The 13,691-nt window shown below is 61.3% G+C and carries 16 protein-coding genes; 2 read left to right on the top strand and 14 right to left on the bottom strand.

The genetic code is table 11. The annotated features are described in order from the left end of the window. The 10 genes from A3764_RS16885 to A3764_RS16840 all read right to left on the bottom strand — a co-directional run. On the bottom strand, positions 1 to 292 hold a 292-nt coding region (locus tag A3764_RS16885; RefSeq protein WP_150122254.1), incomplete at its 3' end, for an FAD-dependent oxidoreductase. A gap of 53 nt (positions 293 to 345) precedes the next feature. Beyond that, entirely contained in the window at positions 346 to 564 is a 219-nt protein-coding gene (locus A3764_RS16880; protein WP_067919178.1) for a hypothetical protein, read from the bottom strand. 53 nt (positions 565 to 617) lie between these two features. Continuing rightward, on the bottom strand, positions 618 to 1,397 hold the full coding sequence (locus A3764_RS16875) for a succinate dehydrogenase iron-sulfur subunit (RefSeq protein WP_067919176.1): 780 nt from the start codon (positions 1,395 to 1,397) through the stop codon (positions 618 to 620). 9 nt (positions 1,398 to 1,406) lie between these two features. After that, positions 1,407 to 1,736 (bottom strand): hypothetical protein, encoded by a 330-nt coding sequence (locus A3764_RS16870; protein ID WP_067919174.1) that lies wholly within the window; start codon positions 1,734 to 1,736, stop codon positions 1,407 to 1,409. A 4-nt stretch (positions 1,737 to 1,740) separates the two neighbouring features. Beyond that, positions 1,741 to 3,546 carry a succinate dehydrogenase flavoprotein subunit gene (gene sdhA, locus A3764_RS16865; protein WP_067919172.1) on the bottom strand — a complete coding sequence of 602 codons (1,806 nt, stop codon included), beginning with the start codon at positions 3,544 to 3,546 and terminating at the stop codon, positions 1,741 to 1,743. A 51-nt stretch (positions 3,547 to 3,597) separates the two neighbouring features. Continuing rightward, the gene (locus tag A3764_RS16860; RefSeq protein ID WP_067919171.1) at positions 3,598 to 3,969 is read right to left on the bottom strand and encodes a succinate dehydrogenase, hydrophobic membrane anchor protein; all 372 of its coding nucleotides are present in this window, start codon (positions 3,967 to 3,969) and stop codon (positions 3,598 to 3,600) included. Positions 3,970 to 3,979: 10 nt separating this feature from the next. Next, on the bottom strand, positions 3,980 to 4,363 hold the full coding sequence (gene sdhC, locus A3764_RS16855) for a succinate dehydrogenase, cytochrome b556 subunit (RefSeq protein ID WP_067919169.1): 384 nt from the start codon (positions 4,361 to 4,363) through the stop codon (positions 3,980 to 3,982). 160 nt (positions 4,364 to 4,523) lie between these two features. Further along, complete coding sequence (locus tag A3764_RS16850; protein WP_236628228.1) at positions 4,524 to 5,204, bottom strand: DUF1194 domain-containing protein; 681 nt, start codon at positions 5,202 to 5,204, stop codon at positions 4,524 to 4,526. A gap of 44 nt (positions 5,205 to 5,248) precedes the next feature. Continuing rightward, positions 5,249 to 5,899, bottom strand: a complete 651-nt coding sequence (locus A3764_RS16845) for a YjbF family lipoprotein (protein WP_067919167.1) — start codon at positions 5,897 to 5,899, stop codon at positions 5,249 to 5,251. Next, positions 5,896 to 8,019 carry a YjbH domain-containing protein gene (locus tag A3764_RS16840; protein ID WP_236628227.1) on the bottom strand — a complete coding sequence of 708 codons (2,124 nt, stop codon included), beginning with the start codon at positions 8,017 to 8,019 and terminating at the stop codon, positions 5,896 to 5,898. Before A3764_RS16840 ends, A3764_RS16845 begins: the two co-directional genes overlap by 4 nt. Before the next feature lie 448 nt (positions 8,020 to 8,467). Here A3764_RS16840 and A3764_RS16835 point away from each other — a divergent pair, with 448 nt between their 5' ends. Both A3764_RS16835 and A3764_RS16830 read left to right on the top strand, forming a co-directional pair. Beyond that, on the top strand, positions 8,468 to 9,250 hold the full coding sequence (locus A3764_RS16835; protein WP_067919165.1) for a ZIP family metal transporter: 783 nt from the start codon (positions 8,468 to 8,470) through the stop codon (positions 9,248 to 9,250). Positions 9,251 to 9,369: 119 nt separating this feature from the next. Continuing rightward, positions 9,370 to 9,681 (top strand): hypothetical protein, encoded by a 312-nt coding sequence (locus tag A3764_RS16830; RefSeq protein ID WP_236628226.1) that lies wholly within the window; start codon positions 9,370 to 9,372, stop codon positions 9,679 to 9,681. A 21-nt stretch (positions 9,682 to 9,702) separates the two neighbouring features. On the opposite strand, the gene A3764_RS16825 is transcribed toward A3764_RS16830, so the two are convergent. From A3764_RS16825 to A3764_RS16810, 4 genes are all read right to left on the bottom strand, one after another. Beyond that, positions 9,703 to 10,359, bottom strand: coding sequence for a L,D-transpeptidase (locus A3764_RS16825; protein ID WP_067919163.1), 657 nt, complete (start codon positions 10,357 to 10,359; stop codon positions 9,703 to 9,705). A gap of 204 nt (positions 10,360 to 10,563) precedes the next feature. Beyond that, entirely contained in the window at positions 10,564 to 11,232 is a 669-nt protein-coding gene (locus tag A3764_RS16820; protein WP_067919161.1) for a DUF3047 domain-containing protein, read from the bottom strand. A gap of 39 nt (positions 11,233 to 11,271) precedes the next feature. Then, positions 11,272 to 11,664: a Cu(I)-responsive transcriptional regulator gene (gene cueR, locus A3764_RS16815; protein ID WP_067919159.1), complete on the bottom strand. Its 393-nt coding sequence runs from the start codon at positions 11,662 to 11,664 to the stop codon at positions 11,272 to 11,274. Between the two features lie 9 nt (positions 11,665 to 11,673). After that, a partial coding sequence (locus tag A3764_RS16810; RefSeq protein WP_067951801.1) for a copper-translocating P-type ATPase occupies positions 11,674 to 13,691 on the bottom strand: 2,018 nt, incomplete at its 5' end.

Here is a 13,691-nt window from a genome sequence, read left to right as displayed (position 1 = left end):
CGGCATAGGCGCGCGGGTTCGCATCTTCCGCCCGGTCGAACTGCGCCGATCCCATCCAGTCTGCCAGCGCAAGCTCGGCACTGTCCTTGATGCCCATGCGGCGCTGTTCGGGCGTATCCACCATGAAAAGACCGCCCAACGACCAATAGGCCTGCCCCCCAAGGCTCTGCGGCCCTTCCTGATCGAGCATCAGCACCCTGCGTCCCCGCAGTACCGCCTGATGGGCAGCGACCATCCCGGCAAGCCCCGCGCCCACGATGATCACGTCGAATTTCTTGGAAAGTTCAGTCATATGGTCCCCCCGCGCCGCAAACCTAGACCGCGGCACGCGGGACTGTCGAGTGTTCAAAGCGGCGGTGGCCGCAACGTCGATTTGCAGGTATCGGGCGGGCCCGGATTGGCGGTAAAGGCCTCTGCCCCGCAGGTGACACAGCGGTACATGCGCAGGTTGCCCTTGTCGCCGGTTGCGTCCTTGCGCCACCGGCAATTGCGTGTCGCCCGGTGGCGCCGGGTATAGAGCGCCACCAGAATGAAGGCGATCAGCACGCCCGCGAGGATGAGCATCGGCGTCCGCTCCCCTTCAGCAGGTGCGACAGGCGGTCATGCAGGAACGGATGCTAGACCGCGCGTTCGACAAGCAGCTTCTTGATGTTCTGGATGGCCTTCGCCGGGTTCAACCCCTTGGGGCAGGTCCGTGCGCAGTTCATGATCGTATGGCAGCGGTACAGCTTGAAAGGATCTTCCAGATCGTCCAGCCGCTCCCCCGTCGCCTCATCCCGGCTGTCGATGATCCAGCGATAGGCATGCAGCAGCGCGGCCGGTCCAAGGTAACGATCCCCGTTCCACCAGTAGCTGGGGCAGGAGGTCGAGCAGCAGGCACACATGATGCATTCATAAAGACCGTCGAGCTTCGCCCGGTCCTCGATCGACTGCTTCCATTCCTTGGCGGGCGCAGGCGTTTCGGTGGCAAGCCAGGGTTCGATACTGGCGTGCTGGGCGTAGAAATGGGTGAGGTCCGGGATCAGGTCCTTCACCACCGGCATATGCGGCAGCGGATAGATCTTTACCGTGCCGTTCACCTCTTCAACCCCGTAGGTGCAGGCCAGCGTATTGATCCCGTCGATGTTCATCGCGCAGGACCCGCAGATGCCTTCGCGGCAGGACCGCCGGAACGTCAGCGTCGGGTCGATCTCATTCTTGATCTTGATGAGCGCGTCCAGAATCATCGGACCGCAGGTGTCCATATCGACGAAATAGGTGTCGAGCGCAGGGTTCTTCCCGTCGTCGGGATTCCAGCGATAGATGTGGAATTCGCGGACGTTGGTGGCCCCCTCGGGCTTCGGCCACGTCTTGCCGCTGGTCATGCGGGAGTTCTTGGGAAGGGTCAGCTGAACCATCGGTATCTCCTAGGTCAGACCCCGCGCCAGCGCGGCGGAGGTCAGGCATTGCTGGGTTTCGGGACGCGACAGAACCTCGCGGGCCACGGCTGCCGTATCGTCGGTGACGCCGACGACGGCGGCACGGGCAAATTCGCGCAACTCGAGCGCACCGGCATTGTCGATGATGCAATCCGTGAAGGGCGTGATCAGCGGCTGCGGCACCTGCGGGAAGCGGGTGGCCAATGTCTCTGCCACCGCGCCCTTTGCCGTCTGGCGGGCGGTGTTGTCGACAGCCGTCTGAACCTGATCGCAAGCGGTCAGGCCCAGGGTGAGGGTCAGAAGGATCACGTAACGCATGGGATCAATACACCCGCGCCTTGGGGGCGATCTTTTTCAGGTCGATGCCGCCGTCATTGTGGCTCGTCAAGGGCTGGGTATGAACGCCGCGATAGCCCAGAGACGCCTCGTTCCCCTTGAACCAGACGAGGCTGTGCTTGCGCCAGTTCTCGTCATCGCGTTCGGGATAATCCTCATGCGCATGCGCGCCCCGGCTTTCCTTACGCGCCGCGGCGGCGGTGATCGTGGCCACCGCGTTGGGCATCAGGTTGGTCAGTTCCAGCGTTTCCATGAGGTCGGAGTTCCAGACCAGCGACTTGTCCGTGACCTTCAGGTCCGAAAGCTTTCCGGCCACTTCGACCATCTTCTCGCGGCCCTCTTCCAGCGTCTTGTCGGTGCGGAAAACGGCGGCGTCCTGCTGCATCGTTTTCTGCATTTCCAGCCGCAGGTCCGCGGTGGGCACATGTCCCTTGGCATAGCGCAGCCCGTCGAACCGGCTGAAGGCCGCATCGACGGAACGCTGGTTCGCCGTGGGTACCGGTGCTTCGGCATCTACCACTTCCTTGGCACGGATGGCCGCCGCCCGTCCGAACACCACAAGGTCGATGAGGCTGTTGGACCCCAGACGGTTCGCCCCGTGCACGGAGGCGCAGCCTGCCTCGCCCACGGCCATCAGACCGGGCGTCACGTTGTCGGGCTTGTCGTCCGTGGGGGCGAGCACTTCACCCCAGTAATTCGTTGGGATTCCGCCCATGTTGTAATGCACGGTCGGCAGCACCGGAATCGGCTCCTTTGTCAGGTCCACCCCGGCAAAGATCCGGGCGCTCTCGCTGATGCCGGGCAGGCGCAGGTCCAGCGTTTCCGGCGGCAGGTGGTTAAGGTGCAGATGGATGTGATCCTTGTTCTCGCCCACCCCGCGGCCTTCGCGGATCTCCATCGTCATGCATCGGCTGACAACGTCCCGCGATGCGAGATCCTTGTAGGTCGGCGCATAACGCTCCATGAAACGCTCGCCTTCGGAGTTGGTGAGGTATCCGCCCTCGCCGCGCGCCCCTTCGGTGATGAGGCAACCGGCACCGTAGATCCCTGTAGGGTGGAACTGAACGAACTCCATATCCTGCAGGGGAAGTCCTGCCCGGGCGGTCATGCCGCCCCCGTCACCGGTGCAGGTATGCGCCGAAGTGGCGGAGAAATAGGCGCGCCCGTACCCGCCGGTCGCAAGCACCGTCATCTTGGCGGTAAACAGATGCATGGTGCCGTCTTCCAGCTTCCAGCACAGCACGCCCTGGCAGACACCGTCGTCCGACATGATCAGGTCGATGGCGAAATACTCGATGAAGAACTCGGCCTTCTGCTTCAGCGACTGACCGTAGAGCGTGTGCAGAATGGCGTGGCCTGTCCGGTCCGCGGCGGCGCAGGTCCGCTGCACCGGGGGGCCTTCGCCGAATTCGGTGGTATGACCGCCGAAGGGGCGCTGATAGATTTTGCCCTCTTCGGTCCGGCTGAACGGCACGCCGTAGTGTTCCAGTTCATACACGGCCTTGGGCGCTTCACGGGCGAGGTATTCCATCGCGTCCGTATCGCCCAGCCAGTCCGACCCCTTCACGGTGTCGTACATATGCCATTGCCAGTTGTCGGGGCCCATATTGCTGAGCGAGGCGGCGATGCCCCCTTGCGCTGCCACGGTATGCGACCGCGTCGGAAACACCTTTGAGATACAGGCGGTGCGCAACCCCTGCTCGGCCATCCCTAGCGTCGCGCGCAGACCGGCGCCCCCTGCCCCTACGACGACAACGTCGTATTCATGGGTTTCATAATCATAAGCAGCCATGTTTCGGTCTCCCGTAGGACGAATTATTGAACGGTCCGCAGAAGGACCACGTCAAAGCGCCAGCCGCGCAATGGCGAAAATGCCCACCCCGGCGGCGCCGTAGGACAGGACGCGCACGACAATCAGGGTGATTTTGCCCGCGATCCCATGCACGTAATCTTCGATCATGATCTGGGCACCGTCGGCGAAATGCTTGAAGCCCACCGCCAGCGTAAGGGCCGCGACGATCGCGGGGAACGGGCGCGCATAATAGGCAAGGATTTCTTCGTAGCTTCCACCAAGTGCCGGACCGAAGGTGAAAACGAATAGCGGGATCAGTACCAGCAGGGCCGCCGAGCTTAGCGTCATGTGCCAGTGATGCTCCGTTCCCGATTTTGCAGAACCGAGGCCCTCGGCCCGTTTGCGGTCAGTCAAATAGCGCATGTGCAGTTCCTCAGACGATGATGATGGTCAGAATGGTCAGCACGACCGACCCGCCAAGGCAGGACCACCCGAGGATATAAGCCGGGCCAAGGTCGAGCCCAACGCCCTGATCCCAGATCAGATGCCGTATCCCGGCGAGGGTGTGATACCAAAGCCCGAGCACCGAAAGCGTCATCACCAGATCGCCGAACCACCCGGTGAGAATTCCGTCAACCGTCTCAAAATAGTCGAGGTTCGTCGCCGCAGCGAGAAACCACCAGACAATCAGCAGGGCCGTGATGCCCATCGCATTCCCTGTGATCCGCGTAAGGATGGAGGTGATCGACGTCAGCTGGGGTCTGTAAATCGACATATGAGGGGACAGGGGCCGGTTGCCCCGGTTCACATCGGCCATGACGGTATCCTTTCATAGGTTACATTCTTGATAGCGTTTTTTATGGCAGTGTCACGGGGCCAACCGCGAAGGATGCGCGGTTTATTGGCGCAGAACCGCAGAATATCCGATTAAACAGAAGATTTCGCACCTGGTGTGATCACATGAGAAATTACTGTGATCACGGATTTCCCAGCATACTCACCTGTTTGGCCGTTTCCCGCTGGAGCTTCCGCCTGATCTGCGCCGGATAGTCTTCGAATCCATCCGCGGTAACGACGAAAGCCCCCTCCCCGAGGATGACATTCTCGAAAAACCATGCGGTCAAATCGGTCTCATCAGTTTCGATGGCGACCGCATTCACCACGACCCCGGCCTGCGCCAGTGCCCCCCGCACGGCCAGGGGCGGGACACCCTCATTGGATATACCGTCCCCGGAAATATCCAGCACAAGGCGCTGGCAATGAGCTACTTCTTTCAAAGCCTGAAGCGCCAGGTCCATAACCTCGCCCACGGCGGTCGAGAAATTGCGCCAGAGCCGATCGTCACCTGCGATGGCGTCGGCGAAACGATCTACCGCCTGCTGGTCGGCCATCACAGTCCAGGGTAATGTCTGGCGCTGCCGGGAAATGCCCGACCATTGTATGAGCGTCACCTGAGCCTGCTGGCTCACCAGCGCCTCGGCCACGATACCGTCACGCAACGCCTCCGCCAGCCCTTCCATTTGGATGCGATACTCCTGCCGGTCCACGGAGCCGGAAACATCCACAGCAAGCACCAACCCCAACCCGCAAGCCGCCAATGGCCCCGGCAGGCCAGACAGAACCAATAGGAATAGAAAGCGCCACATGCCGGAAAGCATAGCGCCCTTGCCGGTCCCGTACAGAAAAAGGACCGGCAGAGGCGTTAGCGGAAGTTGTAAACCACCCGGACGTCCAGCTCGCCCAGTTCTTCCCCCGTCCACTGGCGGGAGCGGACGATGAGATCGGAGCGGGTATCGACCCAATAGGTGTTTTGGAACGAGTCATCCAACCCGGCGCACGTCTCCACCATCTTAAGGGTCGAAGCGGGGCCATTGTCCAACTGGATCGTGGCTGGCCCTTCGGACCGGATCGTGCACCGATAGGCCTGCAATTCTGCCCGATCGTTCCCATCAAGCCGGGTGTGTATACGGTCAGCGACACCATTACGCCCGCTCAGGACCAGAGCGGCACTTTCGCTGACATCGGAAGCGAGCAGACCCGCGCCAATACCCCGAGTGCCATGCAGAAGACCCCGATCAAAGGTCAGCGCAACCCCATCGCTGCCCAACCAGCTTTCAATCGAGCCCTGTTTGCTTTCGAGCAGAAAGCCCCCCTTCAGAGAGCTCCGCACCAAAGTTGCCTGAAGGGCGTAGGGTTGCGGCATCTGCAACAGGGGCGCAAATCGCGGAAACGGCCCCGAAGCCTGTGTTGAAGGTTCGTCCAGAAACACATTGAGCGCACGCGCCGCGAGCTGACTTTCCCCGCACGCTCCAAGAGCGAACAGGGACAGCATGGCAATCGATTTACGGATCATCGCAGGTATCTCCCCCAGCCGTCACGCAGTTCCTTACCCCGTTCGTCGCGTACATAGCCGAACAGCCGGTTGTTCACGTTCAACCGCGCGCCGCCGTCCCGCAGGATCGGCCGGATCGTTTCGCTGAGTGTGGTTTTCGATGGTTTACCCGTGAACCAGGACAATGGAACCTCGAACTTCAAACCCTTGTCGAAGGAGCCTTCTCCGAATTGGTCGAAGGGTACATCCGTCAAGGTGAAGAAACCGCCGAGGGTGAATCCGTTGTTGAATTCCCGTGCGAGAGAGAAGGTCGCCCCCCAGTCCCCTGCGAGATAGCGCCCGGCGTCGACCTGACCCACGAAACCATTTCCAAAATCGTAATAGGCAGAAGCATGGCCGGTCAGAACATCGTAATCGCGGAAGCCGAACAAGATGTCGTATTCCCGCTTCTTCGCATAATTCGCCTCGACCCCCAAAGCGAGGCGACTGTTCACCGGATACCAAAGCAATTCAGCCGACACGCCGCCATACATGTTTTCGAGGTAGCCCGCAGTTGTCCGGGCAAAGAGGTTCTCACCCGGTCGCCAGATATATTCCGCCGTCAATGTATTGAGTTCGAGATCGGATTCCCGCGCGTAAAGCACCGCGTCCGTCCGGACCGCCGGCAATTGGGAATTGGACAACCGCACAGAATCTTCGATATTTCCAGCAATCGGATAGCGCAGCCGCCCCGAAAAATTCAGACCCGGCAGCGGCTTATACGAAAACTTTAGCTGGGGGCCTACATCCACCCGGATGGGCTGATCTGGATCGAAGAAGGAATAGGCCGCATAGGGTGACAGCGAATAATCGAACCGCGGAAAGGTCTCTTGGAGTTCCCCCTGACGCCCAAGGCCTGCCGCATCCTGAATGTCCGCCCGCGCAAAGGTGCGCCACGCCCCGTCATAATCGTACTGAAATTCTTCCAGATCGGACCGCTGCGTCACGACACGACTGTTCGGTACGCCATCCTTTTGAAAGACGACGCGAAACTCTTCGACCTCCGGCGGCAGAGTTTCCGCCATGATCCGCGCCGCGCGACCAGCGGCCTGAGCCTCCACGTCCCACCGCTGGTTCTCGATACGGATCGTGGCGGAGCGTGCCCCCGGGATATAGCCCTGCAGTTCGAGACCTTCGTTCTCCAACCGGGAGCGAAGAACACGTGTAACGGCCGCGACACCCCCGCCGGCAGCGGAATTATTCCAATCCGCAACCGCCAACCGCGCCCGCGACCCTACCGGCACCGGCGCCAGTTCAAGCCCACCCGGAATCGACCGCTTTGCGGGGTTGATAACATAGCTCAGCTGCGCACCGATCTCGTTCCCGCCGACCACGAAACCCTTGAGGTCCACGCCATTCTTGAAGCGATAAAGCAGGCCTACGTTGAGGGGGGTGGTGATGTCAGCGATCCCTGCATTTGTTTCGAACGCATATAAATCAGGCGAATATTCCGCAGTCAAACTTAGCTGGTCATTGACCCTGTAAGATAACCCGCCGAAGAGCGACACTGGTCCTCTGAACCAATCCCCGGTCTCGAGCTGGCCTCCCCGGCCTGAGAAACCCGGACTCCTATTGTCAAAGCGATCACCGAATACGCTCAGAGGGTTGTCGAAAGAATTTCTACCGGCCAATCGCCCCCACCCGATACCGCCAGTAACCTGCACCCTGGAACCGAAACTCTTGGTTGCCACAAAGTATTCGCTACTGAAGATACCTGTGCCCAAAAAATCGCGCAGTCCGATCGCTAGGGCCGGACGAAGGCGACCCTCATCAGCCAGTTGGAAATGAATATCAAAACTGCGATCGTAGTTTGTAACATAGCTGTACCGGAAAGTTCCGTAGACCCGCGGAAGCACTTGAAACGTGACGTTGTAGCGTTCGGTGGAACCAAGCTTTGTCGCATTGAAAGCGAGGGCACCGCCATAGAACACTTGAGCGGTGGGCAGTTCCACAAGGCCCGGGGTGCCATAGGTTGACAAAGGGGGTGTGGTGGATTGCGGGTATACCGCTGTTGCCATCCCTGCCGCCGTAGCAACTGCAAGCATAAACCCGAGGTACGGTGCCTTCTGACGACCATCTGCCGAAACCGTTTTGGACTTCATATTATTATACGCCTCGCACCAACTTTACTGACCGACCCGGACAACCGTCGGTAATGAACCACCGCTAGAAGCGATCATTTCCCGGCGAAGTACAGTAAAATCTGTGCTACACCCTCCCGTCTTGCATAGGCTGCATAATGGACCTGAGCAAGCGACAAGGTCCCCTAGCAGTCTCTGGTTCAGTTCGTTCCAATTGGACTGCTGCGTACTAGCAACGCCATAGGGTGGCGGCGTATTGGTCTCAAGGTACAGCTCGGGCCTGTATCCTAAAAAATGGATGGTCCGCCCGCTCACTCGGAGCTCCGTCCCTTTCTGCCAACCGACAAATCACCGCCACTCTCCCCGCGCAATTGCTTTGCAATCGTCAGCGCATTGTTTTCTAAGGCTTCTCATAGAGGAACGGACACATTCGTATCCTTCCGAAACGAGGCAGGGCCAACCAGACGGAATGGAAACACTTTCGCCGATGATGCTCGGGTTTCTCGGAAGCCTGGCTGCGGGGTCGCTTACGGCGGTGGGCGCGGTACCCGTGCTATTCGGGTCAAAACCGTCCCGTGCCACCCGCGACCTGCTTCTCGGCTTCGCGGCAGGCATCATGCTGGCGGCCTCCTTTTTCTCACTCATCATTCCGGCACTCGACGCCGCCGAAGAGGACTTCGCCAGCGGATATGCACCGGCGGCGATCGTCTGTATCGCAATCCTTCTCGGGATGGGGGCCGTCGCCCTGATGAATGAAAAACTGCCGCATGAGCACTTCGGGTCGGGGCGCGAGGGGCCGGATAGCGCGTCGCTCCGGCGGGTCTGGCTTTTCATCATCGCCATCACGATCCACAACTTTCCCGAAGGTCTCGCTGTCGGCGTTGGCTTCGGGTCGGGCGGTCTGGCGGACGGGTTGCCGCTTGCGCTCGGCATCGGCCTTCAGAACGCGCCTGAGGGGCTCGCGGTGGCCGTCTCACTGCTGGGTGAAGGGTACTCGCGGCGGCGGGCATGGGCCATTGCTGCCCTGACCGGGCTGGCCGAACCCGCAGGCGGGTTACTTGGTGCCGGCGTGGTCAGCATTTCCGAACCGCTGCTGCCATGGGGGCTCGCCTTCGCGGCGGGTGCGATGCTTTATGTCATCAGCCATGAGATCATTCCCGAAACCCATCGCTCAGGCCACCAGCGACGCGCGACGCTCGGCCTCGCCATCGGCCTCGTCATCATGCTGTTTCTGGATGTATCGCTGGGGTGAAGCGGTCTTACCTGCTGCCCCACGGCCACAATTATGACCTTGCCACACGGCTTGCAACTTGTCGCGGGTCCGCCCCTGTGACAAGTTGCGCCGTACCCCCGGAAATGACAGAGGCATTGATGCACAAAAGAACGATCACCGCAGGCGCCGCGCTGCTTTTCGCCGCCGGCTGCGCGATACCCTCGGCCGAATTTACCGATGGCCCACCGCCCGTGGAAAAGACGGCGTTGGAAACATTGACCGAAGTCGGGAACATCCCGGAATCGGTCGTCCGCCTTGCCGCCCCCGACCAAGATCTTTCGACCGCGCGTTTCATGGTTGAAGATGGGTGTTACTGGTATGAACACAGCGGTCCCGTCGAAGTGACGCTCGTACCGCTGCGTTCGGAAGGCGGAAGCCCCATTTGCCTCAAAGGCTACGTGGACGCCTGATGCGCCCCCGGTACCGCGCGGTCAGCTGCGCGGTACGAGACTATCCTCAGCCGAATAGAGATAAGCCGTCGAGCCGGTCTTCACGTTGGGATAGAGCATGTTGATATGCGCCATCACCATCCGGACGCAGCCTGAACTGACCCGGCCGCCGATGCTTTCGGGCTCCGGCGTGCCGTGGATCCGCAGGTAGGTATCGCGGTTGCCCACATAGAGATAGAGCGCACGCGAGCCCAGCGGATTTTCCGGACCCGGGTCCACACCATCCGCGAATTCGCCGTAAAGATCGGGATCGCGGTTCAGCATGTTCTGGGTCGGCGTCCAGCCGGGCCACTGCACTTTGCGCTTGATGGTATAGGTTCCCGGCTCGTAAAGATTGCCGCGGGCGATGGCGACGCCGTAGCGCATCGCGGTTCCGCCTTCTTCGATGTGATAGACATAACGGGCAACCGCATCCACATGGACGTCTCCCGGCTTCAGGCTATCCTTCGCGGCCACGCGTTGCGGCAGGAAGCGGGGGTGCAGCCCCCACGGGTTCGTGGTCGCCGGATCGAAGTTCGGCGGCGTGACCTGCGCGTCCCAAGCGTCTTTTTGGGCACGTGTCGCGGCGAGCAGTGGTGTCGCCAGCGGTACGGAAAACAGCGCGGTTGTTGTTTGGATGAAATGGCGTCTTGTCAGCATTGGTACTTATCCCTTCATGAACTCGACAGCAGTATTGGCCGCGTCCCCGGATGCCGTCCTTTATCTGGGGGTTAACGCCCGAACCCGCTACAGGTTCGGCAAAACTTTTTCGTGGTGCTTTTCGGCAACAGGGCGGCTGCGGTGCTGCCAGCCAAGCAACGGGTCATCATCATAGATTCCCTTACACCGGGTTCCAGCCGCGTATTACTGAACGCGTAGATCGGAAATCGAAGCCCGGATGAAACCATCGGTGTCATCGCTGTCTGCCGTCACTGCAAGCCCTACCAACACCCGCGCGCTGTCACCGAAAGCGGCCTTGAAATCCCTATCCAGATCGACCTGCTCTTCAAAGGAACCGTTGGCGTCAATGCGCAGGATCTTCGTCTTCAGCCCATCCGAATACGGGCTGTTGAGCAGCTGGCCCGGTGCGTGGTCCCCGCCCCAGACATAGACGAGTCCCCGGGTCGCGGGATCGCGCAGCAGCTTGGTCGCCGAGACTTGACCCATGTTGGCCGCCGTCTGCGGATCGACGAAGACGAAATAGAGCGCGAGGTTGCGGTCATCACCGCCCCGTTTGGTCAGATCGGTAGGGGTGACGCCTTCGGTCACGCTCCATTGCCAGCGTGCCTTGCGGGCGTCGGCCAGCCCATCATCCACGGGGCGCCAAAGCACGGAAACCGTGCCGTCGGAAACCACCTCAAGGCTTCGGCCCTTGGTTTCGTAATCATTGGTAAAGAGTCTGAGCAACCCCTGCTCCCGCCATTTGCCGTCAAAGGAAATGGTCTGCTCCTGGGCCACCGCGGCCCCCGCTCCCGCTCCCGCTCCGATAGAAAGGATCAGCGCGAGCGCCGTCATCGACTGTTTCTTCACCATGTGGTTCTCCTTTGTATGAAGCACCCGGACCGCGGCCCTTTATTGTAGTGCGGCCGACAGGTCTTCGAGAATGGGGCAATCGGGCCTGTGATCTCCGCGGCATTCCTCGATCAGATGCGCAAGGGTGGCGCGCATGGATTCAAGTTGTGCGATCTTCGCATCGATCTGTACAAGATGTTCCTGCGCCACCTGCTTGACCTGCGCGCTTTCCCGCTCAGTATCTTCATAAAGCGCAAGCAGCGTGCGGCAATCCTCGATCGAGAAACCGAGCGCCCGGGCCCGTCCGAGAAAGGCGAGCTTGTGCAGATCACGGTCCCGGAATTCACGGTATCCGTTGGCGCTGCGCATGGGCCGGATAAGGCCGATATCCTCGTAATAGCGGATCGTCTTCGGCGGCAGACCCGCCCGTTCCGCGACTTCTCCGATGTTCATGTTACACTCCTATTCGGCGGGTTGATCTGAAAAGCTGCGCAGGCTCGCGCCCCCGGCGGGCCGGGACGGCTCCGCCATGGACGGGGCGAGCCTGCGCAGACGCAACGCATTCGTCAGCACGGACACGGACGACAGCGCCATGGCACCCGCCGCAAAGACCGGAGACAGCAACAACCCGAACGCGGGATACAGCACCCCGGCAGCCACGGGGATAAGCGCCACGTTATAAGCGAAGGCCCAGCCGAGGTTCTGACGAATGTTGCGCATCGTAGCGCGGGAAACGGTTGTTGCGTTCACCACGCCGCGCAGATCGCCCGACATCAGCACTACGTCAGCGCTTTCGATGGCGATGTCCGTCCCCGTACCGATGGCGATGCCCACATCCGCATGGGCGAGCGCCGGCGCATCGTTGATGCCGTCCCCGACAAAGGCGATCTTGCGACCGTCCTGCCGCAACCGTTCGAGTGCGGACACCTTGCCGTCGGGCAACACGCCGGCCACCACATCGTCAATGCCGGTTTCATCCGCGATGGCCCGCGCGGTCTGTTCCTTGTCCCCGGTGATCATCACAACCTTCAAGCCCATGTCATGCAGCGCCGCAAGCGCCGCGCGGCTGGACGCCTTGACCGGGTCCGAGACAGCGATGACCGCCGCAAGGTCCCCATCCACAGCAGCGTAAAGAGCGGTCTTGCCGCGCTCGGCCAGCCGGTTCTCCTCCTCCAGCAGCGTCTTGGTGGGGATGCCTTCCCGCTCCATCAGCCGGTCGGCCCCGACGAGCACCTGCCGCCCGTCGACGATCGCCGATACGCCGTAACCGGTAAGGGAGGTGAAGGCGGATGGCTCCGCCAGCGACAGACCTTCCGCCTGCGCCGCCTCAACGATGGCCTCAGCAATGGGATGCTCCGACCGCGCCTCTACCGAAGCAACGAGCCGCAACACGTCTTCCCGGGCGAACCCCTCGGCGAGATGCAGATCGGTAAGCTTCGGCTTGCCTTCGGTCACCGTCCCGGTCTTGTCGACCGCCACGACGTCGATCTCGCTCAGGGCCTGCAGCGCATCACCGCGCCGGAAAAGAACGCCCATCTCGGCGGCCCGCCCGGTCCCCACCATAATAGAGGTGGGAGTCGCCAGCCCCATGGCACAGGGGCAGGCGATGATCAGCACGGAAACACCGGCAATCAACGCGAAGCTGAGCGCGGGATCAGGCCCGAAGAAGAGCCAGACAAGGACCGTCAGCGTCGCAAAGAGCAGAACCGCCGGCACGAACCAGAGCGTAATTCGATCCACCAGCCCCTGAATGGGAAGCTTCGCGCCCTGCGCTTCTTCCACCATGCGGATGATCTGGGCGAGCGCAGTTTCCGAACCGACACGGGTGGCCCTGAAAGTCAGGCTGCCCGATCCGTTCACGGTGCCGCCGGTCACGGCGTCGCCGTCTGCCTTCGAAACCGGCAATGGCTCCCCGGTGATCATGCTTTCATCAACATGGCTGGACCCCTCGGTCACAATACCGTCCACCGGTAGCCGTTCGCCGGGGCGCACCAGCAGCAAGTCACCCCGCTGCAGCGCGTCGATGGAAACTTCCTGCGGCTGACCGTCGACCAATACACGCGCGGTACGGGGCTGTAGCCCCAGAAGCTTCTGAATGGCCGCACCGGTACGGCCCTTTGCGCGCGCCTCAAGCCAGCGCCCCAGAAGGATCAGCACGACGATGACAGCCGCCGCTTCGAAATAGACCGCGCCCATCCCGTCCGGCAGCAAACCGGGCAGGAAAGTGGCGACGACAGAGAAGACCCATGCCGCACCCGTACCCAGCGCCACGAGGCTGTTCATATCGGGCGCCCCACGGGCCAACGCCGGCAACCCCTTGGCAAAGAACTGCCGACCCGGTCCGAACAGAACAGCCGTCGTCAGCAGGAACTGAATGACCCAGGATGTCTGCATACCGATGCTGCGTTCGATCATCCCGTGGAAGCCGGGCACCAGATGCGCGCCCATTTCCAGAACGAAGACCGGCACGGTCAAGGCGG

It is taken from the genome of Sulfitobacter sp. HI0129 (genome assembly GCF_001635395.1).
GTDB lineage: Bacteria > Pseudomonadota > Alphaproteobacteria > Rhodobacterales > Rhodobacteraceae > Sulfitobacter.
This window is presented reverse-complemented; position numbering and strand designations above follow the sequence as displayed.

Excerpts from the sequence above, each read along its gene's own strand:
- A3764_RS16880 (WP_067919178.1), bottom strand. The coding sequence starts at position 564 with ATGCTCATCCTCGCGGGCGTGCTGATCGCCTTCATTCTGGTGGCGCTC.
- A3764_RS16875 (WP_067919176.1), bottom strand. The coding sequence starts at position 1,397 with ATGGTTCAGCTGACCCTTCCCAAGAACTCCCGCATGACCAGCGGCAAG.
- A3764_RS16870 (WP_067919174.1), bottom strand. The coding sequence starts at position 1,736 with ATGCGTTACGTGATCCTTCTGACCCTCACCCTGGGCCTGACCGCTTGC.
- sdhA (WP_067919172.1), bottom strand. The coding sequence starts at position 3,546 with ATGGCTGCTTATGATTATGAAACCCATGAATACGACGTTGTCGTCGTA.
- A3764_RS16860 (WP_067919171.1), bottom strand. The coding sequence starts at position 3,969 with ATGCGCTATTTGACTGACCGCAAACGGGCCGAGGGCCTCGGTTCTGCA.
- sdhC (WP_067919169.1), bottom strand. The coding sequence starts at position 4,363 with ATGGCCGATGTGAACCGGGGCAACCGGCCCCTGTCCCCTCATATGTCG.
- A3764_RS16850 (WP_236628228.1), bottom strand. The coding sequence starts at position 5,204 with ATGCTTTCCGGCATGTGGCGCTTTCTATTCCTATTGGTTCTGTCTGGC.
- A3764_RS16845 (WP_067919167.1), bottom strand. The coding sequence starts at position 5,899 with ATGATCCGTAAATCGATTGCCATGCTGTCCCTGTTCGCTCTTGGAGCG.
- A3764_RS16840 (WP_236628227.1), bottom strand. The coding sequence starts at position 8,019 with ATGAAGTCCAAAACGGTTTCGGCAGATGGTCGTCAGAAGGCACCGTAC.
- A3764_RS16835 (WP_067919165.1), top strand. The coding sequence starts at position 8,468 with ATGGAAACACTTTCGCCGATGATGCTCGGGTTTCTCGGAAGCCTGGCT.
- A3764_RS16830 (WP_236628226.1), top strand. The coding sequence starts at position 9,370 with ATGCACAAAAGAACGATCACCGCAGGCGCCGCGCTGCTTTTCGCCGCC.
- A3764_RS16825 (WP_067919163.1), bottom strand. The coding sequence starts at position 10,359 with ATGCTGACAAGACGCCATTTCATCCAAACAACAACCGCGCTGTTTTCC.
- A3764_RS16820 (WP_067919161.1), bottom strand. The coding sequence starts at position 11,232 with ATGGTGAAGAAACAGTCGATGACGGCGCTCGCGCTGATCCTTTCTATC.
- cueR (WP_067919159.1), bottom strand. The coding sequence starts at position 11,664 with ATGAACATCGGAGAAGTCGCGGAACGGGCGGGTCTGCCGCCGAAGACG.